Source organism: Hoeflea prorocentri (genome assembly GCF_027944115.1).
GTDB classification, from domain to species: domain Bacteria; phylum Pseudomonadota; class Alphaproteobacteria; order Rhizobiales; family Rhizobiaceae; genus Hoeflea_A; species Hoeflea_A prorocentri.
The window spans coordinates 2,160,113-2,186,282 of sequence record NZ_JAPJZI010000001.1 but is presented as its reverse complement, the minus strand read 5'-3'; the positions used below and the strand labels follow the sequence as shown (position 1 = coordinate 2,186,282).

Annotated in this window: 27 protein-coding genes and 1 riboswitch; of the genes, 12 read left to right on the top strand and 15 right to left on the bottom strand. The window is 58.4% G+C overall.

Translation table 11 applies throughout. The features are described 5' to 3' along the window. Nucleotides 1–3 precede the first annotated feature (3 nt). Nucleotides 4–1,098 carry a glycosyltransferase gene (locus OQ273_RS10335; protein WP_267990414.1) on the bottom strand — a complete coding sequence of 365 codons (1,095 nt, stop codon included), beginning with the start codon at nucleotides 1,096–1,098 and terminating at the stop codon, nucleotides 4–6. 279 nt (nucleotides 1,099–1,377) lie between these two features. On the opposite strand from OQ273_RS10335, the gene OQ273_RS10330 reads away from it, so the two are divergent. Together OQ273_RS10330 and OQ273_RS10325 are read left to right on the top strand one after the other, a co-directional pair. After that, a complete protein-coding gene (locus OQ273_RS10330) occupies nucleotides 1,378–2,514 on the top strand; it encodes a glycosyltransferase family protein (protein WP_267990413.1) in 1,137 nt (378 codons plus the stop codon). Nucleotides 2,515–2,692: 178 nt separating this feature from the next. After that, nucleotides 2,693–3,568, top strand: coding sequence for an alpha-1,2-fucosyltransferase (locus OQ273_RS10325; protein WP_267990412.1), 876 nt, complete (start codon nucleotides 2,693–2,695; stop codon nucleotides 3,566–3,568). Between the two features lie 60 nt (nucleotides 3,569–3,628). Here the strand turns inward: OQ273_RS10325 and OQ273_RS10320 are convergent, their stop codons facing one another. Together OQ273_RS10320 and OQ273_RS10315 are read right to left on the bottom strand one after the other, a co-directional pair. Beyond that, the gene (locus tag OQ273_RS10320) at nucleotides 3,629–4,837 is read right to left on the bottom strand and encodes a serine hydrolase domain-containing protein (protein WP_267990411.1); all 1,209 of its coding nucleotides are present in this window, start codon (nucleotides 4,835–4,837) and stop codon (nucleotides 3,629–3,631) included. An 89-nt stretch (nucleotides 4,838–4,926) separates the two neighbouring features. After that, nucleotides 4,927–5,700 carry a ferredoxin--NADP reductase gene (locus OQ273_RS10315; protein ID WP_267990410.1) on the bottom strand — a complete coding sequence of 258 codons (774 nt, stop codon included), beginning with the start codon at nucleotides 5,698–5,700 and terminating at the stop codon, nucleotides 4,927–4,929. 322 nt (nucleotides 5,701–6,022) lie between these two features. Further along, nucleotides 6,023–6,139, top strand: a riboswitch (TPP riboswitch). Between the two features lie 122 nt (nucleotides 6,140–6,261). Between OQ273_RS10315 and thiO the strand changes: the two genes are divergently transcribed. The 4 genes from thiO to OQ273_RS10295 are packed head-to-tail and all read left to right on the top strand — an operon-like array spanning nucleotide 6,262 to nucleotide 8,848. Continuing rightward, nucleotides 6,262–7,239, top strand: a complete 978-nt coding sequence (gene thiO, locus OQ273_RS10310) for a glycine oxidase ThiO (protein WP_267990409.1) — start codon at nucleotides 6,262–6,264, stop codon at nucleotides 7,237–7,239. A gap of 10 nt (nucleotides 7,240–7,249) precedes the next feature. Beyond that, nucleotides 7,250–7,447, top strand: a complete 198-nt coding sequence (thiS, locus tag OQ273_RS10305) for a sulfur carrier protein ThiS (RefSeq protein ID WP_267993073.1) — start codon at nucleotides 7,250–7,252, stop codon at nucleotides 7,445–7,447. A gap of 1 nt (nucleotide 7,448) precedes the next feature. After that, nucleotides 7,449–8,234 carry a thiazole synthase gene (locus OQ273_RS10300; protein ID WP_267990408.1) on the top strand — a complete coding sequence of 262 codons (786 nt, stop codon included), beginning with the start codon at nucleotides 7,449–7,451 and terminating at the stop codon, nucleotides 8,232–8,234. Further along, nucleotides 8,231–8,848 carry a thiamine phosphate synthase gene (locus OQ273_RS10295; RefSeq protein WP_267990407.1) on the top strand — a complete coding sequence of 206 codons (618 nt, stop codon included), beginning with the start codon at nucleotides 8,231–8,233 and terminating at the stop codon, nucleotides 8,846–8,848. Before OQ273_RS10300 ends, OQ273_RS10295 begins: the two co-directional genes overlap by 4 nt. Here the strand turns inward: OQ273_RS10295 and OQ273_RS10290 are convergent. After that, entirely contained in the window at nucleotides 8,845–9,825 is a 981-nt protein-coding gene (locus tag OQ273_RS10290) for a threonine ammonia-lyase (RefSeq protein WP_267990406.1), read from the bottom strand. The two genes, OQ273_RS10295 and OQ273_RS10290, sit on opposite strands and share 4 nt — an antisense overlap. A gap of 152 nt (nucleotides 9,826–9,977) precedes the next feature. Here OQ273_RS10290 and OQ273_RS10285 point away from each other — a divergent pair, with 152 nt between their 5' ends. Then, nucleotides 9,978–10,352, top strand: a complete 375-nt coding sequence (locus OQ273_RS10285) for a VOC family protein (protein ID WP_267990405.1) — start codon at nucleotides 9,978–9,980, stop codon at nucleotides 10,350–10,352. On the opposite strand, the gene OQ273_RS10280 is transcribed toward OQ273_RS10285, so the two are convergent. Continuing rightward, complete coding sequence (locus tag OQ273_RS10280) at nucleotides 10,349–11,149, bottom strand: helix-turn-helix domain-containing protein (RefSeq protein ID WP_267990404.1); 801 nt, start codon at nucleotides 11,147–11,149, stop codon at nucleotides 10,349–10,351. The genes OQ273_RS10285 and OQ273_RS10280 overlap by 4 nt on opposite strands. A 129-nt stretch (nucleotides 11,150–11,278) precedes the next feature. On the opposite strand from OQ273_RS10280, the gene OQ273_RS10275 reads away from it, so the two are divergent. Then, complete coding sequence (locus tag OQ273_RS10275) at nucleotides 11,279–12,241, top strand: SRPBCC family protein (protein WP_267990403.1); 963 nt, start codon at nucleotides 11,279–11,281, stop codon at nucleotides 12,239–12,241. A 37-nt stretch (nucleotides 12,242–12,278) separates the two neighbouring features. On the opposite strand, the gene OQ273_RS10270 is transcribed toward OQ273_RS10275, so the two are convergent. Further along, on the bottom strand, nucleotides 12,279–13,565 hold the full coding sequence (locus OQ273_RS10270; RefSeq protein WP_267990402.1) for a glycosyltransferase: 1,287 nt from the start codon (nucleotides 13,563–13,565) through the stop codon (nucleotides 12,279–12,281). A 271-nt stretch (nucleotides 13,566–13,836) separates the two neighbouring features. Here OQ273_RS10270 and OQ273_RS10265 point away from each other — a divergent pair, with 271 nt between their 5' ends. Beyond that, on the top strand, nucleotides 13,837–14,271 hold the full coding sequence (locus OQ273_RS10265; RefSeq protein ID WP_267990401.1) for a glyoxalase superfamily protein: 435 nt from the start codon (nucleotides 13,837–13,839) through the stop codon (nucleotides 14,269–14,271). A gap of 21 nt (nucleotides 14,272–14,292) precedes the next feature. Here the strand turns inward: OQ273_RS10265 and otnC are convergent, their stop codons facing one another. The 7 genes from otnC to OQ273_RS10230 form a co-directional block, all read right to left on the bottom strand. After that, complete coding sequence (gene otnC, locus OQ273_RS10260) at nucleotides 14,293–14,934, bottom strand: 3-oxo-tetronate 4-phosphate decarboxylase (protein WP_267990400.1); 642 nt, start codon at nucleotides 14,932–14,934, stop codon at nucleotides 14,293–14,295. Beyond that, a complete protein-coding gene (gene otnK / locus OQ273_RS10255; RefSeq protein WP_267990399.1) occupies nucleotides 14,931–16,181 on the bottom strand; it encodes a 3-oxo-tetronate kinase in 1,251 nt (416 codons plus the stop codon). Before otnK ends, otnC begins: the two co-directional genes overlap by 4 nt. 3 nt (nucleotides 16,182–16,184) lie before the next feature. Continuing rightward, nucleotides 16,185–16,991: an N-acyl homoserine lactonase family protein gene (locus OQ273_RS10250; protein WP_267990398.1), complete on the bottom strand. Its 807-nt coding sequence runs from the start codon at nucleotides 16,989–16,991 to the stop codon at nucleotides 16,185–16,187. Then, the gene (locus OQ273_RS10245) at nucleotides 16,988–17,275 is read right to left on the bottom strand and encodes a putative quinol monooxygenase (RefSeq protein WP_267990397.1); all 288 of its coding nucleotides are present in this window, start codon (nucleotides 17,273–17,275) and stop codon (nucleotides 16,988–16,990) included. Before OQ273_RS10245 ends, OQ273_RS10250 begins: the two co-directional genes overlap by 4 nt. Continuing rightward, nucleotides 17,275–18,795: a tripartite tricarboxylate transporter permease gene (locus OQ273_RS10240; protein ID WP_267990396.1), complete on the bottom strand. Its 1,521-nt coding sequence runs from the start codon at nucleotides 18,793–18,795 to the stop codon at nucleotides 17,275–17,277. Before OQ273_RS10240 ends, OQ273_RS10245 begins: the two co-directional genes overlap by 1 nt. 1 nt (nucleotide 18,796) lies before the next feature. Then, the gene (locus tag OQ273_RS10235) at nucleotides 18,797–19,552 is read right to left on the bottom strand and encodes a hypothetical protein (RefSeq protein WP_267990395.1); all 756 of its coding nucleotides are present in this window, start codon (nucleotides 19,550–19,552) and stop codon (nucleotides 18,797–18,799) included. An 88-nt stretch (nucleotides 19,553–19,640) separates the two neighbouring features. Beyond that, entirely contained in the window at nucleotides 19,641–20,651 is a 1,011-nt protein-coding gene (locus tag OQ273_RS10230; RefSeq protein WP_267990394.1) for a tripartite tricarboxylate transporter substrate binding protein, read from the bottom strand. A 134-nt stretch (nucleotides 20,652–20,785) separates the two neighbouring features. Between OQ273_RS10230 and OQ273_RS10225 the strand changes: the two genes are divergently transcribed. Genes OQ273_RS10225 through OQ273_RS10215 form a run of 3 tightly spaced genes read left to right on the top strand, consistent with a single transcriptional unit; the run spans nucleotide 20,786 to nucleotide 23,598 of the window. Further along, nucleotides 20,786–21,880, top strand: coding sequence for an isocitrate/isopropylmalate dehydrogenase family protein (locus tag OQ273_RS10225; RefSeq protein ID WP_267990393.1), 1,095 nt, complete (start codon nucleotides 20,786–20,788; stop codon nucleotides 21,878–21,880). Beyond that, nucleotides 21,877–22,899 carry a Gfo/Idh/MocA family protein gene (locus OQ273_RS10220; protein WP_267990392.1) on the top strand — a complete coding sequence of 341 codons (1,023 nt, stop codon included), beginning with the start codon at nucleotides 21,877–21,879 and terminating at the stop codon, nucleotides 22,897–22,899. The genes OQ273_RS10225 and OQ273_RS10220 overlap by 4 nt, the downstream gene beginning before the upstream one ends. Nucleotides 22,900–22,902: 3 nt before the next feature. Next, nucleotides 22,903–23,598 carry a GntR family transcriptional regulator gene (locus OQ273_RS10215; protein WP_267990391.1) on the top strand — a complete coding sequence of 232 codons (696 nt, stop codon included), beginning with the start codon at nucleotides 22,903–22,905 and terminating at the stop codon, nucleotides 23,596–23,598. A gap of 12 nt (nucleotides 23,599–23,610) precedes the next feature. Here OQ273_RS10215 and OQ273_RS10210 read toward each other — a convergent pair whose 3' ends face one another. Beyond that, entirely contained in the window at nucleotides 23,611–25,644 is a 2,034-nt protein-coding gene (locus OQ273_RS10210; RefSeq protein WP_267990390.1) for an NADPH-dependent 2,4-dienoyl-CoA reductase, read from the bottom strand. Nucleotides 25,645–25,678: 34 nt separating this feature from the next. Then, on the bottom strand, nucleotides 25,679–26,122 hold the full coding sequence (locus OQ273_RS10205; RefSeq protein ID WP_267990388.1) for a nuclear transport factor 2 family protein: 444 nt from the start codon (nucleotides 26,120–26,122) through the stop codon (nucleotides 25,679–25,681). Nucleotides 26,123–26,170 lie beyond the last annotated feature (48 nt).

Here is a 26,170-nt window from a genome sequence, read left to right as displayed (position 1 = left end):
GTTCTAGACGCCAACGGTGTTGGTCAGAAAGCTTCTGTACTGGCTTGAGAAGGCTTGCCTCGAGTATTGCGTTTGAGCATAGCGTTTGATGTTGGCCAAATCGTCAAGCAATTGCTCATCGCTCAGCAGGAGAAATCGGTCGATTGCTTCGTCAATGGCGTCACAGGTCAGTTCCCGCAAATAAATGCCGGCGCCATCGGGCAGATCAATTCCGGTTTGCCTCGAGATGATGGGATAAAGGCCGATCGTCATTGCTGTTGTCACCGACGTCGACATGCCCTCTGAAGCCGAAGGTTTCAACACGCTGACGCACCGGGCCGCCAATGTGTTGAACTCGTCACCGGCAAGGTCCATGAAACCGTGGTAGTGGATGTTGTCGGTCTGAAACAGTTCCGTTGCATAGCCGGCAGAAAAATCGCGTTCACCGCTAACGCCGCCAACGATGTGCAGGTGCAGATCGGGACGCCGTACAAAACAGTCCAGCAGCAGGTCGAGCCCCTTCAATACGGCACCGCCGCCGCCCAGCCACATGAACTCCCGCTGCTCCGGCAACGACGATCGATCAACGGCTTTTGTTCTGGAGGGTGACGGGTTGATACAGGTTATTTTCGACTGTGCATTCAAGGGATAGGTCGACAGCGTGGTCCTGTTGCCAATGAGGCTTATGTGTCCGCTTGCTTCGATCGATGCCTTGAACGCATCGCCATCGGATATACGCCTCGGTCTGCACTTTATGCCGCGCCGGCGTTTCAAGGCCTCAAGCCGTTGCGCCTCAGCCTCCATCATGGAGGGCACGTAAGAGCCGGTTGCATGCAGGACCATCCGGCAATCAGGCGTTAGATGTGGCGCGAGCCTTGGTAGATTGCCGTGAAGATCGATGACGACGTCATAGGGCTTTGCAGGCAAGAAACTATCATTCAGGTAGTGTATGACGTCCACATTGTACCCGAGATCGAACAGAATATGAGCGATCTCCCGGCATTCCCATTTATTGGTGTGCCCGTCGAAAAAGGGATCATCTTCTGCAAGGCGGATACCTTCGTTCAAATAGCTCAAAAGGGCATGTTTGCGATGGGCGTCGCGCCGCAGCGATTCCACACGTTGCCGTTTTCGATACGACTTTGACCATCGTTTGAATAAGGATTTCAACGTCGTGGCGCCCTATGGAGTGACAATGACCTGTCAAAACTATCGCGGCTATTACAGGATCGGCCAGCGAATGTGAACGTGCGCCTGTCGCGGATCGCTGTATTTTCAGGTGAATGCTTGTTAATCGGGCGGCGTTTGATAATGGTGGGCGCGAGGTCCCGACGGGGCGGTGCGGTTCTGTTGCGGTCTCGCGGCGGCAATGCTCACAACCAGATATTCAAAGGCGACATGACAGGCATCCGGGATCCCAAAAAAATCTTGATGGTGCAGCCGCAACTGGAATCGCTGGACGGGCACGAGCACACCCAGATCAAGGCAGTCCAATCGCTATTGCCGCAAAGCGAGATTGCAATTGCCACCCGCTACGGTTTTGGCCTGTCAGGTCAAATCGATGACCTCAACATTATGCCGGTTCTTCCCAGGGGCGCTCATTTCGGGGCCGAGTTGAAGGAAGCTGTCCTGTCAACGGGTCTCACGCAAGCCGATCTCATACTCGTGCCGTCGGCTGGCCCGGATGAGATCGAAGCGCTCATGGCGTACTACGAAGAACATGCCGATGAAGACTCTCCGACAGCTAAGCTGCGCATTTTAAGTGCCGACATCCTGTCCGGTTGCTCGGACGTTTTCCTTGATAGGCTGCGCAACGCCTGCCAATCCGGTAAAATCAAGCTTCTCACCGAAGCCGAAGAACTGCAGGCCCATTTCGAAGACAGATACGGCCTGCCGATTGCGGGCCAGCTTAATCTGCCCTGTACGATCTTGCCGGACGATCCGGATATCGAGGCCGGAAAAAGAGGCTTTGAGGATGTGACGACCATTGGCGTTCTGGGGCGGCAAAGGTCCGAGAAGGGAAGCTATCGCATTCCCTCGATCATGAAACACCTGGGACGGCTGACCGATCGGCATTCGGAGAAACTGCGGATACATTTTTTGTATCAGGCCGTTGGAACCAAGCGGCTGCGCCGGTTGTCCCTGGAACTGAAAACACGCTTCAATCGGCTCGCAAATCCGAATATCACAATCGATTTTGTCGGTAGCGGCCTTTCTGAACAGCGTTTCAGGCGGCTGGTCCTGGATGCCGACATCCTGTTGCTGCCCTATAATGTGAGCCGCTACCAGTTCAGCGGATCCGGTATGATCATGGATGGGGTCTTTGCCGGAAAGCCGATTGTCTGCAGCAATGGCATGGCAATGAGAAATGTGCTGTCCCACGGCAATTGTGAGCAGGCGACCAGCGATGAAGAGTTCGCGGAAAAACTGTTGATGGTGGCCACGAACAAGGCAAAATATGACGAGGGCGCCGCCATCGCCGCCTCCTTTGCAGCAGATCTGCTAGTGGCATCCGCCCGGAACTTGCGCGACTGATCAACACGTCGCGCCCGTATCCTGATTCCTATTTTCTGTTCTGTGCCAATCGGCTATTGAGGGCAGGGGCCATTATCCGGTTGGGTGGAAGCTGTCGATTGAAAAAAGGATTCTGTTCAGAAGCAATCGTGCGCATGACGTATAGGGCGACATGCGGTCAAACACGTCCTGATTCGACGTGATCAAAACCGGCAAAATCTACGTCCGTATCTTCGGAGGTCTGGGAAACCAGATGTTCCAATATGCCTGTGGGCGCGCACTGGCACTGCGCACCGGTAGCGAGATCGTTCTCGATACCCGTGATTTTGTTGCCGGCCCCGGACAAAGGCCCGGGCTGCATCATCTCAACATCGTTAACGCGAAGGTTCCGGATCGCGACTTGCCGCCAAGCAAGAAACAGAAGCTGCGCTATCTTTTATGGCGTGGATTGGGATTGCCGCCAAAATTTGTACGCCAGAACGGGGCCGCCTTCGATCCGCAGATTATCGGGTTGCCTGCAGACGTCTGGCTGCATGGATACTGGCAATCGGAACGGTTCTTTGCGGATTTCAAAGAAGAAATACGCAAGGAGCTGTCGGTAAAGACCGAGCCGGATGAAACGAATGCGAGGCTGTTTGACGAGATCATGATCACGCCGGCCGCGTCTCTGCATATCCGGCGCGGGGACTATGTCAGCGACCCCAAGGCCAATGCGGTGCACGGCATCTGCTCGCTTGCATACTATGAAAATGCAGCAAGCCTGATTGCCCGCACGATGGGGCAGGAACCGGTCTTTTATGTGTTTTCCGATGAACCGGGCTGGGTCGCAGACAATCTGCGTCTGCCCTACGAAATGCGGATCGTCAGCCACAATGGCGCGAAGAACTACGAGGATTTGCGGCTGATGTCGGCCTGCCGTCACCACGTTGTGGCAAACAGCTCGTTTTCATGGTGGGGCGCCTGGCTCAATCCGTCGCCCGAAAAGCTTGTAGTCGCTCCAGCCCGCTGGTTTGCCGACCCCTCGGCACACAATCCCGATATCGTCCCGGAGGACTGGGTTCGCCTGGAGGGCTGACACAACACTGAGGAATCCCTTGGCGGCTTTTGAAATCTCATCGTAAACCGAGCAGCGCTCTCAGTTTTTGGAGCCTGCCTTGCCCGCTGTCTGACCAACTGGCTCATTACTTGGAACACTGTCCCAGGCCGCATAGAGTGTCGAGTGCAGCAACGGGATGCGCTCGCCGAAGCGCACAACCACGAGATTCCGCTCCGGCATCATATAGGTAATCTGGCCCCCTCGGCCCATCATATAGGTGAACGGCCCTTGAAGGGGCTCTCCTGACCGGTCCAGGACGTTTTGATAAACATGGGTGCCATAGGTTCCGGCATGCCGTTCCTCACTCGACACATCGGACCCGAAGAACTGTTTCCAAAGCTGGTCTGGCATGAAGGGTGCGTCATCTGTCCCGTTTTGAAGCATGAAAACACCGACCCTTACCCAGTCTCGTGCCGTTGCGTAGAGACAGCAATAGGCCGACACCGGGAGGTCCTCGGACGGTCTGCGCCAGAACGCATCGCCGGCACCGCTCGGTTGCCAGATCTTCTCCGAAACGATCGACTCAAGCGGTTGTGCGTAAAGCGTAGAGATTAAATGCCCCAAAATAGCGGTGTTGACATTCTGATAGTTGAAGGCCGGGGAACTGCCGTTTTCGCTGTGTAGCCGGTTTGATACGGCGCCAAGACCAAGCATATGCAACCGGACCATCGGCCCGAACGGGTTGAACTCGACGGCCCCTTCCTTATGGCCGCTGAAGCCGACCGGCACCTTTGTGCCGGCTTCGAAAGTCACACCGCTTCGCATGGTCAAAAAGCGTTCGATCGGCACCGCGCGCAGCCCCGCATCGCCGATATCAGGCAGATAGCGTCCGATCGGGTCGGACAATTCGGCAATCAGGCCTTCCGCATGCGCCCGTAAGACAAGCGCTCCGACAAGGGATTTCACCATGGAAAACGAGTTGAAGCGCGTATCCGGACCTGCGGCGGTGTCGTAGAATTCCGACCGCAGATCACCGCCTTGCCACACAAGCAGGGCCCGTCCGCCATTGTCCGTAAACAATGCCGTGGCCCGCTCGCTTGGCGGTGTGGTCTCGCCTTGAAGCAGGATCGGGGTTTGTACACCCTTCACAACCAAGTGGGATCCCGCCGACGGCCAACGATCTGACGGATAGCCCTCGGCGGCGAGGCGGGGAAGATAGGGTGCAGACGCATAAGCCGCTGCGAGGGCGGCGAACAATGCGGCGGCAAAGGCTAGGATGAACCGGTGTTTTCGTCGCAGGGCAGGCATGGGGGGCTTGTGCGGTTTCTGAACGGGCCGCGCAAGCATCTACAGAAATTTGTCCGCCTTGTGGCCGCCCTGCCTTATCCGTGGCTCGCTTACTTTTCCACGAAGGCCTTTTCGATCAGGAAGCTTCCGGCATTGGCGCGCGTCCCTTCCGTAAAACCGCGTGCTTCAAAGAAAGACCGCGTGTCTTCAAGCATTTGCGGACCGCCGCACAAAATGACCCGGTCGTTGTCCTTGTCGATCTGTGGAAGGCCGATATCGTCGAACAGCTTGCCGCTTTCCATCAGCTCGGTGATGCGCCCGTTGTGGACATATGGCTCACGGGTCACCGTCGGGTAGTAGGTCAATTGCTCGCGCACCATATCGCCGAAATACTCGTTGGCCGGCAGTTCCCCGGCAATGTAATCGGAATAGGCCAGGTCCTTGATGAAACGCACACCGTGAACGAGGACAATCTTCTCGAACGACTCATAGACGGTCGGGTCCTTGATGAGGCTGAGGAACGGCGCGAGGCCTGTTCCGGTTCCCAGAAGATAGAGATTTTTGCCGGGCAGCAGGTGGTCGGTGACCAGGGTGCCCGTCGGTTTGGTGCCGACGAGAATGGATTGCCCTTCTTTCAGATGCTGCAGCCGTGAAGTCAGCGGTCCGTCCGGCACCTTGATGCTGAAGAATTCCAGATTTTCCTCATGGTTTGCACTGGCCATGGAATAGGCACGCAACAGGGGGCGTCCGTCCACTTCAAGCCCCAGCATGGTGAATTCGCCATTGCGGAAACGAAACCCTGCGTCGCGGGTTGTCTTGAAACTGAAAAGCGTATCGTTCCAGTGATGAACCGAAAGAACGGTTTCTTCATTGAAAGTCTTCATGTCGTCTCCAAGCGGTCTTTCCGCGTCGTTGTGCGGCACAAACATGCCCTGCTCGATGTTGGCCCCTTGAGGAAGGCATCCTTGCTGCACAGGGCACTGGTTTCTATGACGAAAATGATTTGAAGCGCGGGCAAAGTCGAGCATCGCTTATTCTAAGTCTCGGTGAATTTGCGGAATGGATTTCCATTGTTTCGGCTGCACGGGCCGCACTGCAACCCGATCACGGCTCGGCCGGCTCTTAAGGCTGCCACCACGTGATACGCCTGATCCGGAAAGCGGCAACTGTGCGCTTGACAATGCGGCCTTGCCTTGGTCTTCTTTGGTCATTCACCAGGGGAGTCCCGGCAAGGGGCTGAGAGACTGCTGGCAATCGCGGCGCAGTGACCCTTTGAACCTGATCCAGTTCACGCTGGCGTAGGGACGGTACAAGCGCTTCGGGGCCTGCACCCTGTTTTTTGGAAGCGTTTTCAGCAATCCGCAACCTGCGTCTCTGGATCGTCCGAAAAGGTCGATGGAGGCACCAATGTTATATTTTCGAAACCGGACACGATCCCGGCCGTCATGCCTGGAGTGCCGGTTGTGAGGATACTGGTCAAAGGCGCAGGCGTGGCAGGCCTGACGGCGGCTTGGGAACTTTGCCGGCGCGGCGCGTCGGTCACGGTGATCGACACACGCGACAGGGTGGGCGGCGCAGCCTCCTGGTTTGCCGGCGGGATGCTTGCGCCCTGGTGCGAGGCGGAGACGGCCGGGCAAGGTGTCGTTGATTTTGGCGGCACGGCTCCGCAATGGTGGAGCGAAGCACTTCCCGGGCACGTATCAACCAACGGCACCCTTGTGGTCGCACGGGTACGGGATCGCGCCGAGCTTGGACACTTTGCCGGGCGTTCCAGCGGCCATCAAAGGATAGACGCGACATCCATTGCCCGGCTGGAACCCGACCTGGCGGAGCGCTTTGCAGACGGTTTGTACTTTCCTGATGAGGCGCACCTGGACCCGCGAGCGGCGATGCAGGAGCTGCAAAGACAGCTGACCGATGCGGGTTGCATATTTCACCTCGGCAGCATTGTGCCGCCCGAGGATAATTACGACCGGATTGTCGACTGCACCGGGCTCAACTGTAGCCACACGGATCTGCGCGGCGTGCGTGGTGAAATGCTGCTGCTGCGCGTCGATGGCCTGATACTGTCCCGACCGGTCCGACTTCTGCATCCGCGCATCCCGGTCTATGTCGTCCCGCGCGGTAATGGCCTCTTTATGATCGGCGCTACCATGATCGAAAGCGCATCGGCAGGGCCTGCGACTGCGCGATCCGTGATGGAATTGCTCAACGCGGCCTATGCCTTGCATCCGGCATTCGGCGAAGCCGTCATCGAGGAGATTGGTGTCGGTGTGCGTCCTGCTTTCCCCGACAACTTCCCGCGCGTAACCCGAAACGGCGAAACAATCAGCATAAACGGTTTTTACCGCCATGGTTTTCTTCTGGCGCCGGCGATGGCCGCGCGGGCCGCCGGTCTGGCCTTGACCGGGAGGGCAGCCTGACATGGAAACGATCGACATCGTGATCAATGGCCAGCCGGTCAAAGCCAATGCGCGACGGTTGGATGTGCTGCTCAGCGAATTTTCTTATGAAGGCGATTGGCTGGCAACAGCCGTCAATGGCGAACTGATCCGGCGTGAAGAGCGCGTCTCATTCGTTTTGAGTGACGGCGACCGGGTCGAAATTCTCTCACCCATGCAGGGAGGCTGATATGTTTGAAGTTTACGGCGTAAAGCTCTCGTCCCGCTTCATTCTCGGCACGGCGCGCTATCCGTCGCCGGATGTGTTGGCCGACGCTGTCCGGGCTGGCGGCGCTGCCGCAGTGACTGTGTCCCTGCGGCGCGAAACGGTCTCCGCTTCGCCGGCGGGTGACTCCGGAGGCGGCTTCTGGTCGCTGATCAAGGCTTTGAATGTTCCGGTTCTGCCGAATACAGCCGGCTGTCACAGCATCAAGGAGGCGGTCACGACAGCCCATATGGCGCGCGAGATTTTCGGCACACCCTGGGTCAAGCTCGAAATCATCGGCAATCAGGACACGTTGCAGCCCGACGTCTTTGCGCTGGTCGAGGCAGCGCGCATCCTGACTGCGGACGGTTTTGATGTATTTCCCTATACGACCGACGACCTAGTGGTCGCAGAGCGTCTGCTCGATGCGGGATGCGAGGTGTTGATGCCCTGGTGTGCGCCCATCGGATCGGCAAGGGGACCGTCGAACCCGGATGCCCTGCGGTCCCTGCGCGGGCATTTCCCCGATGTGCCGCTGATTGTCGATGCCGGGATCGGCCGGCCTTCCCATGCGACCTGTGTCATGGAACTTGGCTATGATGCCGTACTACTGAACACTGCGGTTGCCCGCGCCAATGACCCTGTCTATATGGCTCGCGCATTTTCGGCTGCCGTCAAAGCAGGACGAACAGCCTGGCACGCCGGTGTCCTCGAACCGCGCGATACAGCGGTACCCTCAACCCCGGTCATTGGCATGGCGGCGTTCTCATGAAGCTCGATCCCTTTTACCTTGTTGTGGACAATGCCGAGTGGATTGCACGGCTGGTGCCGCTCGGTGTGCGGCTGGTGCAGCTTCGGATGAAGAACATGTCCGAGGCAGATATGCGGCGCGACATTGCGGCGGCCAAACAGGTATGCGGCGACCATGGCTGCCAGCTGATTCTCAATGATTACTGGCGTCTCGCAATCGAAGAGGGCTGCGATTACATCCATCTCGGCCAGGAGGATCTGGCCGGAGCGGACGTATCCGCCATCCGCGCTGCCGGAATACGCGTCGGTGTCAGCACCCACGATAGTCGCGAGCTCAAAGCAGCTCTGGCTGTCCAGCCGAACTACGTGGCGCTCGGGCCCGTTTATGAAACCCGGCTGAAGAAGATGCCCTGGCGCCCGCAAGGCTGCGACCGTATCCGGGACTGGAAACAGCGCATCGGAGACATACCTCTCGTTGCGATCGGAGGACTCGATCCGTCACGCCTTCACGGCGTTTTTGATGCCGGTGCGGACATCGCTGCCGTGGTGACCGATATAGTCACAAACGACAATCCGCAGGCGCGTACGCTGGAATGGATCAGAACAACCCGGCGATGGGCGAAGAAAACTCTCTAGTCCTCGCCCAGCAGAGCAGAAAAGCGCTGCTGTCCGATATTGGAGCCGCAGGCAAGGATGCCGACATTGCGCCCCAACAGGGAATCGCGCAGTGGACCCATGATTGCCGCCAGTGAAGCGGCGCAGGCCGGTTCGGCGATGATCTTTAATCCGTCGCGCAACAGCGCCATGGCTTCCAGCATCGATTTGTCTTCAATCCGCACGATCCGGCTGACATAACGGCGGGCGACGGCGAAAGAGTAGGGGAGCGCAGTGGGCGATCCCAGGCTGTCTGCAATCGTGTCGACTGTGCCGATGCGCACTGGCTCACCCTGCTCGAAACTCTGTGAAAGGCTGTCGGCTCCGAACGGTTCGACCCCGATGATCTCGCAATCCGGTTTCTCCTGAGCGATGGCCGCGGCGACACCGCCGATCAGTCCGCCACCGCCAACGGCGACGACCATGCAGTCGATATCGGGCAGGTCTTCCACAATCTCCGCGCCGAGCGTCGCCGCACCAAGGGTCATATGTTCGCCCTCGAACGGGTGCATGACGGTCAGACCGTCAGCTTCGGCATCCCGGTTCATGACGTCAAAGGCGGCTGCGATGTCATCAACGAGCACAACCTCGGCGCCCATTGATTTGCAGCCGTCGACACGCAGCGGGTCGGTGGCGCGGGGCATAATCAGCTTTGCATGCACTTTGTTTTGGGCCGCCGCCCAGGCCACTGCCAGCGCATGGTTGCCGCCGCTCGCCGCGATGACACCTGATGCGCGCTGATCGCGGCTTAGCCGTTCAATGCCGAGCAGGTTGCCGCGTGCCTTGAAGGATCCCGCATGCTGAAACAGTTCAAGCTTGATCCATGCCGAAATGCCATCACCGATCTGATGCGCAAACGGTTGCTGGCGAAGCGGCAGCATCGGCGTACGAATGATGCGATTTTCCAGGGCGTCACGGGCGGCACGAATGGAACTGGGAGAAATGTCTGACGGGGTCATGTCCGGGCTTTGCTGGAATGCTTGATATCGCGCCTACAGAGCATCTTACTTGCCATAGCGCAATTGTTTTTGGGCCGGTATTGGCCGGGACAATTGATCTGTCTGCTACTAGACTGGAGTGACTCGATTCACGTCAAAGAAGGAGAAGAGCAGTGTCCGTCAAATTCCTCGGCCTTCGCACGACAATCTACAAGGTTCCCGATCTTCAGGAAGCAAAACGCTGGTACAGCGACGCTTTCGGCACAAAACCCTATTTCGACGAGCCGTTCTATGTCGGCTTCAATATCGCCGGCTACGAGCTCGGCCTGCTGGAAGACGATATGGCCGCAGCCGCCAAAGCGGCCAATGTGCTCACCTATTGGGGTGTTGAGGATGCCGCCAAAGCGGTGGCGCATTTCAACGCCATGGGGGCAGAGACGATAGAAGAGCCCACCAATGTAGGAGGAGAGATCGTTGTCGCAGCCGTCACCGATCCGTGGGGCAACGCGATCGGCCTGATTTACAATCCCGAGTTCAAACTGCCCTAGGCATCGGAAAAAAAGCGCCTGGTGGCGTCATTCGCCGGAAAATAGGATTCGATCCGCATTTCCTGCAGGGTGATGTCACGCGGCGTTCCAAGCGTTGCAATGGTGGAAAAGAAACTGAGACGTTTGCCGTCCTTGTCGATGTCGACGGTCAGGATGGGTGCTTGCCAGTGGTTGGGCTGATGCCTCTTCCAGTCGGACGGAACGCCGTCATAGCTTTCAAGCGTGCGAACGAGATCCGAAAACGGTCCAGCAGTGCGGTGAGCCAGCGCCTCGGCGTGCAATTGCTTGAGAAAGAACGGTGCGATCTCGTCCCAGTTGGCGATATGGTCGCGTATGCCGTCGGGCGAAAAGAGGCTGTGCATCATATTGCCGGCGACGGGCGGCAAGTCCTCGGGATGATCAACATCATAGAGAAAGCACTGGAGCTTTATCGCGCCGAGATTTGCGCGCTGCACGTTGAAGAGTCCGTCAACAACCATCGCAGGGAAGGGGTCCTGATGTGACAGCATCATGTCGAGGGCCTTGTCGACCTCCGCCATTTCAGGTTCGCTGAGCGCGCTTTCGCGGAATTCAGGCGCAAAACCGGCGGTAACAAGCAGCCCGTTGCGGTCCCGAAGCGGTACGTTGAGTGCTTCGCATATCTGCAGCACCATCGCGCGGCTTGGCGATGAGCGGGCGGTCTCGATGAAACTGATGTGCTTTTGAGAGACATCGCACAGCATCGATAGCTCCAGCTGGCTGACATTGGCGCGGGCGCGCCAGGATTTCAGCATGCGCGGGAATTCTTCAGTCTGCATGGGTTCGTCTCCTTCAACGCGGCATTCTTGCCGCTGCCCGACGCGAAAACAACTACCTGCGGGGTAGTTGCCGGCATACGTGCTTTTTCTACGATTTGGCCATGCATCAACCAGTCGAAAGGAACGGTTATGACGCGATATCAATCGAATGCACGGCCGGTGCGTCTGGCACTCGCGGCCAACGGCGTTTTCTCACTGTTATCGGGAGCAGCTTGCCTGCTTGCACCGGGAGCCATCGCAACGCTTGTCCTGTCCGAACCGGATGCCGCTCTGCGCCTGGCAGCGCCGGTGCTGGTCATGGAACTTGGCATCGGCCTGATTCTGTTTGCCGGACTGGTCTTCTGGGCCGCGAGCCGGCCGATGATTGGCCGCAAAACGGTTTGGACGATCACTGTACTTGATGGTCTTTGGGTCCTTGCAAGCATTGATCTGATGATCTTCATGCCGGACCTGTTTTCAACTGCCGGGTTCTGGGCTGTCAGCGGTATCGCGGTGCTTGTCGCTGTGTTCGCCATCGAACAGGCCATCGGCCTTTCCGTGCTCTACCAAGGCTCGAACAGAGTCGAAGCCCGCTTTACGGGCCGGAAGCTTCATATGACCGCGACGGGCACCACCAAGGCGGCACCGGACCGGGTCTGGTCTGTTATGAGCGATCAGGAAGCCTACGCGGATGTCGCGGACAACATCTCCCGGGTGGAAGTCCTGTCCGGGGCAGGCGCAGATCTGCGCCGCAGATGTTACGACAAGAAGGGGCGAGGTTGGAACGAGACTTGTACAATGTGGGAGCAGGGCAAAGGCTTTGCATTCCGTGTTCACACCGAGGCCGAGGACTATCCTTACCCCTTTGCCGAGTTATCAGGTGTCTGGACGCTCAGCCCGGTCACGGGTGGCACGGAAATCCGCATGGTCTTCGATGTGACCGCCAAACCGGGCTTTCTCAACGGCCTTATGCTGAAGATGGCGGCCGGGCCGTTCTCGACAATCTGCGACCGGCTGATCGTGAATTGGATTGCGACCATGGAGAATGAAGGGCACGCTGCAAGCAAAGCGAATGCGCCCTCGGTCAATGGCGGTGCAATGCAGCCGGCCTGACAAATGCTGGCGGGCGGTTTTGCCGCCCGCCATGCTGCTATTTCGAGAAATCTGCCGCGACTGTTTCCAGAAACGAAACCGCCCTGGCAACCCCGTCTTCTTCTCGCAAGGCCGCGCCGATCATCTCAGCACGTTGGTGCATCCTCTCATTGAAAATCAACTGATCGAACGCATTGGCGAGACTGTCGGTCGTGAGCTTCTTTTGCATGATCGGCGCCGGGCCGGCCCCGAGACGGTGAACGGTCTGACCCCAAAATGGCTGGTCCGCAAAAAACGGGCAGATCATCGTCGGCTTGCCGGCCCTCAGCCCCGCTGCGGTGCTGCCGGCCCCGCCATGATGCACGACACCTGCCATTTGCGGGAAAAGCCATTCATGCGGTGCTTCGTCGATCATGAAGACCGATGCTGGCAACTCGTCCGCATCGAGGCCGCCCCAGCCGCGTGCCAGCACACCGCGATGACCGGACTTTCGCAGCGCGTCGATCACCATGTCACCCAGCCTTTTCGGATCGCGGCCCGAGATCGAGCCGAAGCCGATATAAAGGGGCGGGGGACCGTCGGAGAGGAATGACACGAGATCGGTTGGCGGTGTCCAGCCTTCGGATGCGTCAAGGAACCAGTAGCCGGACATGATGGCCGTCTTCGGCCAGTCCGATGGGCGTGGCAGCACATATTCGCTGATCGCATGCAGCGCCGGAACCGGATTTCCGCCGCTATCTTGAAGATAGTCGATATTATTGCGGCGAAGGGGTGTTCCCGTGCTCTCTCGCCAGGCTCGTACATCTTTGTTCGACGAAACCTTGATGAGCGCATTGACGATCCTGTAGCCAAGCCGGTTGGACCAGCCGCCAAGCCTGAGGTCCGGAAAGCCGACACAGGGGAATTCTGCGGTCGGAACAATCATCGGTATCGGCGTGGCAAGAACGTATGGGATATTCAATTTCTCACCGATGGAAGGTCCAAGAACGGCCTTGGGGTGGAAACAGATCAGGTCCGGTTGGGCCTCTTCCGCGATGGCCCAACTGTTCTCAACGGCTTCCCGTTTCAAGGGCGCGGTCTGGCGCGCCATCTTGATCATGGCCGCAATGGTCCGGAAAATATTGGTCGTGTCTTCCATGAGGGCCTTGCCCTCCGGGGAATCGATGATCTTCATCAGATCGTCGCTGATATAGCCGTAGGTCAGCCCGTGCTCTTCGACGAAACCGCGAAACCGTTCGCAGGTCGCGAGCGTCACCTCATGCCCGGCAGCCTTCAAGCCCTTGCCAAGCGCCACATAGGGCTGCACATCGCCGCGCGAACCGATCGTCAGAATGAGAATTTTCATATCCGGCCCCCGTTTCGCGTGTTCATCGCAAGTATGTATCGCAACAATCGGGTTCAAGGCGGCGAAGTAGAGCGGACTTGCATTGTCGTTGGTTGTCTTGACATTTGTCCTTCGCATCACTTTATAAGGCCCGGGCTCGAGGCGCCCGCCGCTCGCAAGCGAAAGCTATGGTGAAGACCTCGACATCTTAGTCCAAGCCAATTCAGTGCAACTGGATCGATGGCAATGCGAGCACCGGTTTCCAAACGCGCGCAACTGAATGAGGCGAAGGATGACGGATTCCCTTCCGACAATTGAAACGCTCAAGGACCAGGCGCGTCGTCTGCGCAAATTGCTTGAGAAAAACGGACGCTCCATGGGCCATAGTCAGGCTCTTGAGGCGATTGCCCATCAATACGGCTACAAGGACTGGAACACGATCAGTGCCCGGTCTTCCAATGCCGGGCCGGCGACGCCGGTCTATGTGGGTGAGGCTGTAACCGGCACCTATCTGGGCCAGCGCTTTACCGGGCGTGTCATCGGCACGCGTGTCCTGTCGGCGCATGACCGGTTTCGGGTCACGCTGCATTTCGACAGCCCGGTTGATGTGGTGAGCTTTGACAGCTTCTCGGCCTATCGCCAGAGAGTGACCGCTGTGATCGATTCGCGCGGGACGACCCCGCAGAAGACATCCAACGGCAAGCCGCATCTGCAGCTTGATCTCTGACCGGTCTGGGCTTTCAAGGTCTCAATCGATGTTGAAGGTCTGGATAAGGCTGGCGATCTGCGCTGCATCCAGCATAGCCGCCCGGCGATCCGTCAATGTGATGGCGAGCCGGGCGGTTTCTTCCAGTTCCTCCATCGCATAAACGGCCTTTTCAAGCGTGCCTGCCGTTACGACAGGTCCGTGATTGGCAAGGATGACCGCCGATCGCTGCCCGTCCAGAGATCGCACCGCCTCTCCCATTGCCGGATCGCCCGGCTGAAAGTAGGGCAGGATTTTCACCCGCCCCAGCTGCATGATGGAGTAGGGGGTGTAGGGCGGCAGGGCATTGTCGTGGTCCGTGTCCGGCAGCGTCGACAGTGCCACGGCATGGTGGCAATGCAGATGGACAACCGCACCGGCACGGGTTCCGCGCGTGTCGTAAAAGGCCGCATGAAGCGGCATCTCCTTGGTCGGCGCATCACCGGCGATATGTCTGCCCTCGGCGTCGAAACAGGATATGCGTTCCGGATCGAGCCAGCCGAAACTGCTGCCTGTCGGTGTGACCAGAAGTCCGCCATCTTCCGTTCGGGTGGAGATATTGCCGGTCGAGCCGTGAGCGAGCCCACGATCATAAAGTGACCGGGCTAATCGGCATATCGCATCGCGCAGCTTGGTGTCGCTCATGTGCTGCCTCTTTCGAGCATTGTCATTGCCCGGGCGAAGAAATCCTCCTGGCCGAAATTGCCGGATTTGAGCGCCAGGTAAAGATCTTGATCCGGATCATGCACAGCCGGAACACCGGGAGCGATCTCCGGACCGATTGCGAGACTGTTGATCTCCAGGCCTTCCACCACCGCCCCCGAGGTTTCGCCGCCGGCGGTGATAATCTTGCGGATACCGCTTCCTACGACCTTTCGGGCTACCGATACAAAGGTTGCTTCGACCTGCTCGGCGGATGCTTCGCGGCCGAATAGATCCTGGGCCTGCCGCACGACGCCCGGATCGGCGGAGGAATAGGCAATCGGGCCGTGATCCTGATGCTCGATCAGCCATGAGGCGATACTGTCGGCGGTCTGTTCTCCGGACACCAGGGCTTCGACACGGATTTCCAGCGACGGATGTGATTTGATGTGATGGGTGACTTGCCCGCGCGTTGCCAGTGAGCAGGAGCCGGAAAGCACGATGGCTGGTCCGTCAGCACCCTTCCAGACCGTTGCGCCGTCATTGCCCTTGATGAGATCTGCAAAATTGTCGGGAAGGCCGAGCGCGATGCCCGAACCGCCGGTCAGCAGTTTTCTATCCTTTGCCGCCTTGCCGATTGCAACCAGATCCTCGTCACGGATCGCATCGACAACAACCATGGCCCGTTTCGGTTGCGCCAAGGCGGCGCGGATCGCATCGCTGCCGTCAAACACGGTCGACGCATCGATATGGTCAACCGGCCAACCGGTCTGATGGGAAAGCCACCGGCGGATATCGGAATCCGTCATCGGCGTCAGCGGGTGGTCGCGCATGCCGCTTTCACTCAGGAGTTGATCGCTGACAAAGAGATGCCCCTTGTAGATTGAACGCCCCGTTGCCGGGAATGCAGGGCACACGATCACCCGGTCTTCACCAAGACGCTCCGCCAATGCCTGAGCGACCGGGCCGATATTGCCCTGGCGCGTGCTGTCGAATGTCGAGCAGTATTTGAAAACGATCTGCCCGCATCCCTGGTCCAGCAACCAGTCCGCCGCCGCCAGCGATTTTGACACGGCCTCGGCGACCGGTTCCGTGCGTGTCTTCAGCGCGACGACGCCGGCTTCGACATCCGATGAGGCGCTGCGCGCCGGGACGCCGGTATACTGCGCCACGCGCATGCCGCGTTTTGCCAGCGTGTTTGCGATATCACTTGAGCCGGTGAAATCATCGCCGATACAGCCTAGAAGCATAAATCAAATCTCGATGGGTTTGTGCGGCCCGACATCAAGGCGCCAGCCGAAGTCGGTATTGTCCAAAGCCGGAAAGTGGCGGGTTACCAGCGGGTCGTGTCCCGGAATGACAAGGTCGCGATGGCTGGCGAGGGATTGAATAGTCTGCCAGCCATTATGCATGTCGGCGATGCTGTCGACGATGGGAAACGGTTTCTGGCTGATGAAATTCTCATAATAGTGGGAGGCGTCGGAGGCGAGGCATAAATGACCGGAAGCCGTTTTGATTTGCACCGATTGCAGGCCGCGCGAATGACCGCCGATGTGGTGCAGGGTGATGCCCGGTGCAACAATCCCTTCGCCGTCATGGAAGATGACCCGGCCCGAATAGACATGGTGGATCATCTGGCACACATGCTGCGCCGTATAGGGCATGCGCAGCGTGCCGTGGCACATGCATGGTCCTGTCGCGAAGGCCATCTCTGCGGACTGAAGATGGAAAACGGCGTTGGGGAATTCATCAAGTCCGCCGGCATGGTCATAGTGCAGGTGGGTAATGATGATCGTGTCGATATCCTCGGGCCGAATGCCGAGCACTTTGAGCGCCTCGACCGGATGACGCAACACGGGCCGGCCGCGCCGGTTCGCCTCCTCGGTGTCATAACCGGTATCGATCAGAATGGTCCGTTTGCTGTTGCGCGCAACCCAGATGAAGTAGTCCATGTCGTGCGGACTGGCGTGATCATCGTCGAAGATAAAACTGTTCGCCCGGGTGCGGGCGTTGCGCTCTGCATATTTAAGGGCAAAGACCTGCCAGATATCGTCGCTCATGTGACCGATCCGAAGGTGATGACGCTCTTGTCGGCGATCATGTCAGCGGCCGCGGCGGAAAACTCCTTGAAGTGCGCCATCCGCTGATGAGTTTCAAAGGCCGCTTCGTCATCGTAGAGTTCGTAGAGGAAAACCTCGTAAGGCCGGCTATCATCTGTACAGACATCAAAATGCCTGCAAGCCGGCTCCAGCTCTTTCGAAGCCCGGGCGTTGTCCCGCATGATCTCCAGAAAACTGTCCCAATGCTCTGTTTTGATTTGAAAAGTCACGACAACGGCGAACATCAGGCCGGGGTCTCCTTGTTGCGTCTTAGCCGTGAAAATCGGCGTCTGACAAACGGAAGCTGACTCATTATGAGGAGAACGTTCAATGTCAGCAATATGGCGGCGCCCGGACGGCTGAAAAAGACTGACGGGTCGCCATCGGAGATCAGCAGGGATCGGCGGAAGGTTTCGTCGAAAAGGCCGCCGAGAATGGCTCCGATGACCAGTGGCGCAATCGGATATTTCATCACGTTCATGGCATAGGCGACGAGGCCGACGCAGATCATCAGGAAGAGATCGTTGACGCCGCCGCCAACCGAGAATGAGCCAATCGTCGTCAGTACCATGACAACGGGCAGGAAAACGGTCTGGGGGATGCGCAGGATCATGATAAAGATGCGCGCCGTGAAAAGCCCCATGATGAACATGGTGAGCGATGCCATCACGAGGATCGCCACAACCCTCAGGATCAGCGCCGGATCAATCGTCGGGCCGGGAATGACGTTGTTGATCTTGAGCGCTCCGAGGAGCGCGGCGGCCGGGGGAGAGCCCGGAATACCCAGCACCAGAAGCGGAATGAGCGCGCCGCCGATCGCCGCATTGTTGGCGGCTTCCGCCGAGATCAGGCCGTCAACCGAGCCGCGGCCGAATTTCGAGCCTTCCTTGGAGGACGCTTTGCCGACGCCGTAGGAAACCCATCCGGCGACATCCTCGCCGACGCCGGGCAGGGCGCCGACGCCGGTACCGATCGCGCCGGAGCGGGTGATGCCGGGCAGCCGGCGCAGGACCTCGCCGAATTTCGGAACGATCCGGCCGACCTGGGGAATTTGCGCGGCCATTGTCGTTGCCCGCAAGCCGTCCATGATCTGTGGGATGGCGAATGCGCCCATCAGGACCGGGACGATCTGGAAACCTGACAGCAGGTAGGACCAGCCGAATGTGTAACGGTCCTCCGACAGGATCGGGTCGAGGCCGACCATGGCCATCGCGAGGCCGATGAGCCCGGCGATCCAGCCTTTGACAACGAGATCCTGGCTCATCAGCGTGCCTGACAGGAGGATACCGAAAAGCGCCAGAAGCGCCTTTTCCGGCGAAGCGATGTTCTTCGACATCAAAAGTAGCACCCAGACGAAGATCAGCAGGCAGACCGTGCCGAACAGCGTTCCGATGAAGGAGGCCGTTGTTGTGATGCCCAGCGCTTCGCCGCCGCGACCGCTCCTTGTCAGCGGATAGCCGTCCATGGCCGTTGCAGCCGATGCGGCGGTGCCTGGGATATTAAGCAGTATGGATGGATAGGATCCGCCATAGATTGCCCCGACATAGGCGCCGATGAGCGCGATCAGCGATTGCTCTAGTGGAAACTTGTTGCTGAAGAAACCGGTCAGGATCGTGACCGCCAGCGTAGCGGTCAGACCCGGCAGGGCGCCGAAGACGATGCCGAGGAAAACCGAAGCAATGAGATAGACATAGGTGACCGGATCACTCGCAAGCTCGGCGAGCGCGATCCAGAATCCGGCGATCTGCGTGGTGACGAATTCCATGTCAGTTGCCGCTCCAGAACGGCTTAAGCGTGACATAGTAATGGTATTCAATCTTGGAAAAGATCAGCCCCTGGCGGTTTGGTACATTCTGGCGAAAACCGAACGCCATGGCGATGACAAGAAGCAAGGGTGTCAGCACGGCGATCACGGGCGTGATGCGCACGACGCGGCCCATGATGCCGAGGCGCCGCGACAATAAGAACATCAGCGCGGTGAGGACAAGAAATGCGATAAGAACGATGATGTCGTCGTCGTGCGGCTTGGTCCATTGATCGCGCGGGAAGTGGACAATCAGTGCATAAGCCGACGGCAAAAGGATCATCAAGGCCGAAAGCCGCATGGCCGTGCGGTTGCCCGAATGAAAACCCCAGATCAGTGCTGTAATGAGCAGCGCCGAGCAGGCGATGAAATCAGTACGCGGCACAAGGGCGAAGATATAGGCGCAAAGGATCAGCGCAACGCAGGCCAACCTCTCGGCTTCTGAACGGGTAAAGCCCATGGCGCGCGCGCTGAGAGCCCCCACCATTCCGCCATCCTTGACGGCAATGGCCAGAAGAACGAACGCAAGAAGCAAAAGCGCGGAGAAAATGCCGAATGGAACAAGCGCTGCTGAATTGAACCAGGCGCCCTGAACACCTGCGGCGTCCGCCTTGAAAAAGGGGATGAGGCTTGTTCGGTAAAGAAAGAAGGCACTGACGACAATGAGAAAGATCGACGTCCAGAAATCGCGCCTGCGCATGATGGTCCGGTCGGTCAAAGACTGATCCTCGCATTTGCGGATAAATCGGCTCCGGCGAGGTTATCCTCGCCGGAGCATCCGTTTGAATGGATCCTGAGCCTTTGTATCAGGGCTTCGGGATATTCAGCGTGGACGGATCGACCTTTGCAGCGCCAAGGTCCCAAAGGGTCCAGGCGAATGTGCTTTCCAGCTTGTCGAAGATCGCTGTTGCATCGTCACCTGACTGCCCGCCGATATCGTAATTGTTGGCGGCCGCCCATTCCGCAACGACATCGGACGCGATGGCCTTGTCGAAGGCGTCGGTCAACTTGGCCTTGACGTCATCGGGAGCCGAGGTGTGCACGGCAAAGCCGATGGCCTGTTTGAGCGGCAGGTACTTGTCGAGCCCCTCATACATGGAAAATGCCGACTGGATCTTCTGGCCGTTGAACTCGGCGTCTTCCGGCGTCAACATGGCAAGCGGCTTCAACTGGCCGCCTGCGATCAGCGGTGCCTGTTCCGCAAGCGATGTCACGACAAGGGCGACCTCGCCGGCAACTGCGGCTTCCTGACCGGGCGCCGATCCCTTGTAGGGCACGAATTTGAACTTGGCGCCGGTGCCGTTTTCAATGGCAAGCAGGTTGAGATGGTGGATCGAACCGGAGCCGGACGCGGCCGCGGGAATTGATCCGGGCTCTGCCTTTGCGGCTTCCACCAGTTCCTGAAGCGTATTGTACGGGCTGTTGGCCGGAACGGAGATCAGGTCCGGCGAGCCGCCGACAATGAAGGGATGCCAGTAGTTGAAACGCTTGTCCCATCCGCCCTGAACTGCGGCGGTGACATTCGATTCCGAAAGACCGACCAGCGTGTAACCGTCGTCCGGCTGGTTCATGACATAGGTCATGCCGTTCGAACCGGCGACGCCGCCCGTCTGGTTGATCACAGAAATGCTGACCGGCAGATGTTTTTCCATCTCCGCCATGATCATTCTGTTGATGCTGTCAGTGCCGCCGCCGGCGCCCCAGACCACTGCGGTGGTGATGTCCCTGAATGGATATTCCTGCGCGGTAGCCGGTGCCACGGCAACAGAGGCCGCGAGTGCCGCCGCCAATCCAATTGAAGTTGCAAGGTTTTTCATGATTCCTCCCGAACCGGTGTTGCGATGTATAAATTTATGTATACATTAACAAATACATTGTCAACAAGAGCCGTTGTCGCTATCAACAAGGTCGCGTCGCTATCGGCTCACAAAAAGAACAACGGGAAAAATCCATGAAACCTTCGTTTGAGATTGCCGTGTTTGAGGGAGACGGGATCGGTCCGGAAATCATGAAGCCCACATTGGAGCTTCTGGATCGGATCGCCGGCAGGCACGGCCTCTCGCTCAGCTTCAACGAGGTGCCGGCGGGTGCAGCGCATTACGCAAGAACCGGGGAGGCGCTTCCCGTTTCGTCGCTGGAGGCAGCGCGCGCTGCGGACGCGATTTTGCTGGGAGCGATGGGCTTGCCGGACGTGCGCTATGACGACGGAACGGAGATTTCACCGCAGATCGACCTGCGCAAGGAACTCGATCTTTATGCTGGTGTGCGACCCGTCACGCTGGCTGCGGGGCAAAGCTCTCCGATTGCCGGGGCAAAGGGCCGCCGGGTCGATTTCGTTTTGATACGCGAAAGCACCGAAGGCTTGTTCTGGTCGCTGGGTAAAGGCGAGGTCAGCGAAGACGAGGCCCGCGAAACCCTTGTGATAACGCGCAAGACATCCGAGAAGCTGTTTCGCTTTGCCTTCAATCTAGCCGCGCAAAGAAAAGTCAATGGCCGCGGCAAGGGGCGTGTGACCTGTGTCGACAAGGCTAACGTATTCCGCGCCTTTGCCTTTTTCCGATCGATTTTCGACGAAGAGGCGGCGCGCCATGCCGACCTTCAAGCCGATCATGCCTATGTCGACGCCATGGCGCTGCGCATGGTCCAGGCGCCATGGGATCTTGATGTGCTCGTCACCGAAAACATGTTCGGTGATATCCTGTCCGATCTCGGGGCCGGCCTGATGGGTGGGCTCGGCCTTGCGCCGTCTGCGGATATTGGAGACCGCCATGCCGTTTTCCAGCCCTGTCATGGCTCCGCACCTGATATTGCCGGTCAGGGCGCGGCCAATCCGTTCGCCATGATCCTGTCGGCTGCTATGATGCTCGAGTGGCTGGGTCACCAGAATGATATCGGGGCGGCGGTTGAGGCAGGCAGCGCCTTGAGGCGTTCGGTCGATGAGGCGCTTTCCCGTTCGTTGGCGTTGACCCGCGATCTTGGCGGCCAGGCCTCGACCGAGGAGGCAGGCGCGGCGGTTGTCACCATGCTGGAGGATGTGGCTGCATGAGTTTCAAGAGCCCGATCAAGGTGGTCTGCCAGGGCGCGGGATATTTCAGCCGTTTTCACTACGATGCCTGGCAGCGCATTGCCGATGCGCTGCCCGTTGCGTCCGTGAACCGGGATATTGAAAAGGCAAAGGCAACCGGCCTTGCAGCTTACGATAATCTCGAACAGGCGCTGGATGACCATGCACCGGACCTGCTGGACATCATCACGCCGCCCGAAACCCATCTGGACACCATCAGGCGCGCGACGGCAAAGGGTGTTCGTGTCATCATCTGCCAAAAGCCCTTCTGCCGCGATCTTGAAGAGGCGAAGGAAGCTGTTGCCATAGCCAAACAGGCTGAAACCATTCTCGTTGTGCATGAGAATTTCCGCTTTCAGCCCTGGTATCGGCTGATGCGCGAGGAGATCGAAAACGGGCGTATCGGCACTCTGCTGCAGCTAACGTTCCGGCTGCGCACCGGGGATGGGCAGGGCGAAAATGCCTATCTTGACCGCCAACCCTACTTTCAGACCATGCCGCGTCTGCTCATCCATGAGACGGGCGTCCACTTTATCGACGTCTTTCGCTACATGCTTGGCGAACCCGATACAATCTATGCCGATCTGCGACGGCACAATCCGGTGATTGCCGGAGAGGATGCCGGCCATTTCATCATGGGTTTTGCCGACGGCAGCCGCGCTGTTTTCGACGGCAATCGGCTTTTGGACCACAATGCCGAAAACCATCGCGTCACGCTGGGTGAGGCAGCAGCCGAAGGCACTGATGGCACGTTGTTCCTCGATGGTGCGGGCGCTGTCCGCTTTCGGCGATTCGGTGCGCAGGAAGAAGAAATTCTACTGGAACCCCAGCAATATCAAGGGTTTGGCGGCGATTGCGTCCACGCCTTGCAAAAACATGTTATCCAAGGGCTGATAAGCGGCACACCGATCGAGAATCTGGCGGAGGATTATCTCCGGAACATCAAATTGGTCGAAGCGGTTTACAGGTCGAACGAAACCGGAAAGCGGATCAACCTTTAGACAATGCAGCAGAGCGAGCAGGCAGTCACTCAGGAGCCAAAAGCGCAATCGCAGACACAGCGCGCCGTGTCTGAGTTGAAGCGCATGATCGTCTCCAGCGAACTGCCCGCCGGCTCCAGCTATCTTGAAACCGAACTGGCGGAAATGCTTGGCATGTCGCGCACACCGGTGCGCGAAGCGACGCTGATGCTGGAAGCGCAGGGACTTGTCGAAGTCAGGCCGCGCCGCGGCGTTCGAATTCTGTCGATTTCGCCGGACGATATGGAAGAAATCTATCAGATCCTGACGGAACTGGAGTGCCTGGCGGCTGAGCGTGTCGCCGAACGCTGTGACGATCCTGTTATGCTTGAGCCTTTGCGCGAGGCGTCCCGGCGCATGGAAACGGCACTGGAGGCCGATAACCGCGAGGCATGGGCCAAAGCCGATGAAGACTTTCACAGCAGGCTCTTGGACCTCTCAGGCAGCGAACGCCTGAAATCGGTCATCGCCAATTTCAATGATCAGGTGCGGCGCGCACGTGCACTGACCCTTTACATACGTCCGGCTCCACAAAAATCGAATGCGGATCACCTGGCGCTGATCGATGCGCTTGAGAAGGGGGACGGCCCGCTGGCCCGCCGTATCCACCGTGATCACCGTATCGCCGCCAAGTCGCTGATGATCTCACTCTTGCGCAAACACGGCTTTCATCAGGTCTGAACCGGATAGGTTCTAAAGTGCTGCCGCCACCCGGCTGCCCTGATCGATTGCGCGTTTCGCGTCGAGTTCGCCGGCCTTGAATGCGCCACCAATGATCTGGCTGGCAACACCGCGCGCCTCCAGGGCTTCAGCAAGACCTGTGTCCGAAAGCTGGCCGGCGCATATGACAATCGTATCGACGTCGAGCCACCGCGGGTCGCGCCGCTCTTCGCCAAATGAGATGCGCAATCCCTTGTCGCTGATTTCCTCGTAGTTGACGTTACCGAGCATATGCACGTCTTTCATCGCCAGTGCCGCCCGGTGGATCCAGCCGGTTGTCTTGCCGAGCGTGGCGCCGTGTTTTTTCGACTTGCGTTGCAGCAGCGTGATTTCGCGTGGTGAGGCTTCCGGTTGCGCGCCCTGAGGGTTCAAGCCACCACGTGATTGGGACGGATCGCCGACACCCCATTCCTTTTTCCAAAGGTCGAGATCCTCGGTTGGCGACTCGCCTTCGTGGGCAAGGAACTCGCACACGTCAAAGCCGATGCCACCGGCGCCGATCACCGCGACTTTCTTGCCGACGGGCTTTTCGTCCCGCAGGACCTCGATATAGCTCAGCACGCTCGGATGGTTCTGACCTGGGATTTCAGGATCGCGCGGCAGAACGCCGGTCGCGACAATCACGTCGTCAAAACCCTTGTCGGCAAGGGTGTCGGGGTCGACAGACTGTCCAAGCACGGTGCGCACCTGTTTGAGTTCAAGCTGGCGTTTGTAGTAATCGACCAAGCCGAAAAATTCTTCCTTGCCGGGTATCTTCTTGGCCATGTTGAGCTGGCCGCCAATCTCCTCGGCTCTGTCGAACAGCGTCACCTCGTGACCGCGCTCGGCTGCGACGATTGCCGCCGAGAGTCCGGCCGGACCTGCGCCGACGACCGCGACTTTGCGCGGGTTGTCGGTCGGCAGATAGTTCAATTCGGTTTCGTGGCAGGCACGTGGATTAACAAGACAGGTCGAAAGCTGCATCTGGAATGTGTGGTCCAGACAGGCCTGGTTGCAGGCGATGCAGGGCGCGATCTCGTCTGATCGGCCTTCCTTTGCCTTTTTAACAAATTCGGAATCGGCAAGGAAAGGCCGTGCCATCGACACCATGTCGGCGCATCCATCCGAAAGAACCTGTTCGGCAACCTCCGGCGAGTTGATGCGGTTTGACGTGATCAGCGGTATCGATACATCGCCCATCAGCTTTTTCGTCACCCAAGTAAAGGCGCGCCGGGGCACCGACGTTGCGATGGTCGGAATGCGTGCTTCGTGCCAGCCGATACCGGTGTTTATGATGGTCGCACCAGCATCCTCGATGGCTTTCGCCAGTTGAACGACTTCTTCCCATGTCGAACCATTGGGCACCAGGTCGATCATCGAGAGCCGGTAGATGATGATGAAGTCTTCTCCGACGGCCTTGCGTACGCGTTTGACGATCTCGACCGGCAAACGCATGCGGTTTGCATAACTGCCGCCCCAATCGTCTTCACGTTTGTTCGTGTGGGTAACGAGGAACTGATTGATGAAATAGCCTTCGGACCCCATGATCTCAACGCCGTCATATCCGGCCTCACGGGCAAGCGACGCGCATTTTGCAAAATCGGCGATCTGCTTTTCAATGCCGGCTTCATCGAGTTCGATGGGCGCAAAGGGAGAGATCGGAGATTTGATGGCCGATGCCGATACTCCGCCCTTGTGATAGGCATAACGCCCCGAATGCAGGATCTGCATGGCGATTTTTCCGCCTTCTGCATGAACAGCCTCAGTGGTCGGCACGTGTTCCGCCACTTCATCCATCACTGACAGCTTGCCAGCGCCGGGAAGGGCGGCGCCTTCTTCATTCGGCGCAACGCCGCCGGTTACCATGAGCCCGACGCCTCCACGCGCCCGTTCCGCGAAATAGGCGGCCACACGCTCATGCGCCTTGCGGTCTTCCAGACCCGTATGCATCGACCCCATGAGGATGCGGTTGGGCAGTGTCGTAAAGCCCAGATCGAGCTGCGTGAAAATATGAGGGTAGTGCGTCATGGGTAGTCCTCGTTCAAAATTGCTCAGCTTCGAGTTATCGGCCGGTCACGGCGCGGTATTCAGCAAGACCTGCACCTGCCTTCTCGCTCATTTTTTCGGCCAGAGCCGCCAGCGCATTGGCCGGCCGGATCATGACTTCGAATTCAGCGATCAGCCCGTCTTCGTCGAAACGGATCATGTCGATGCCTTTCAGGCTTCTTTGACCGATGCGCGCTTCAAATTCCAAGACGGCATTCATTCCGTCACTGGATGCGAACTGCCGGTGATAGCGGAAGTCCTCGAAAATCTGAGAGACAGCGCTGATGATAAATACAAAGGCGGATTTGCCGTGATAGGGCTTGAAGAAGGCGGGTGAGCGGAAAACAACCGCATCGGACGTGATATCGCCAAGGCGGCGCATATCTGCGCCAAGCAGCATATCGTGCCAAAGATCGAGTGATGTGCGGGCTGCCGGGTTCAGTCCGGGCGGTGCTGACATGGTGATCCTCCCTTAACCGTATCATCACAGCGCTTCATATGTGCGTTG